General features: G+C 60.4%; 1 protein-coding gene. It reads right to left on the reverse strand.

Going from position 1 to position 366, the window contains the following annotated elements; translation table 11 throughout:
* On the reverse strand, positions 1-366 hold a 366-nt coding region (locus tag AB9K26_RS00175), incomplete at both ends, for a hypothetical protein (RefSeq protein ID WP_369970534.1).

Consider the following 366-nt stretch of genomic DNA (forward strand, 5'->3'; position numbering starts at 1 on the left):
TCTATACTGTAGGTCACGGTGTCACCGGCATCGCCACTGACCACGAACTCCCCGTCGTCGCCAGAGCACACGCTAGGTGCGGTAGCAGATACCGTAACGGCGTTCGGAAGCGGGTCGACGGTGATCGTAGCGCTAACGCCATTCAGGCCACGGCCACAGCTCCTACTGGAAACGTTACTGACATCGATGGTCGTCGCTGAGGTCATCCCCACAACCGCGATCTCCAGCGTACCGTCAGCAGGTATCACGCCCGTTACCGATGGGCCGCCGTCTATACTGTAGGTCACGGTGTCACCGGCATCGCCACTGACCACGAACTCCCCGTCGTCGCCAGAGCACACGCTAGGTGCGGTAGCAGATACAGTA

It is taken from the genome of Psychroserpens sp. XS_ASV72 (assembly GCF_041224425.1).
In the GTDB taxonomy this organism is placed as follows: domain Bacteria; phylum Bacteroidota; class Bacteroidia; order Flavobacteriales; family Flavobacteriaceae; genus Psychroserpens.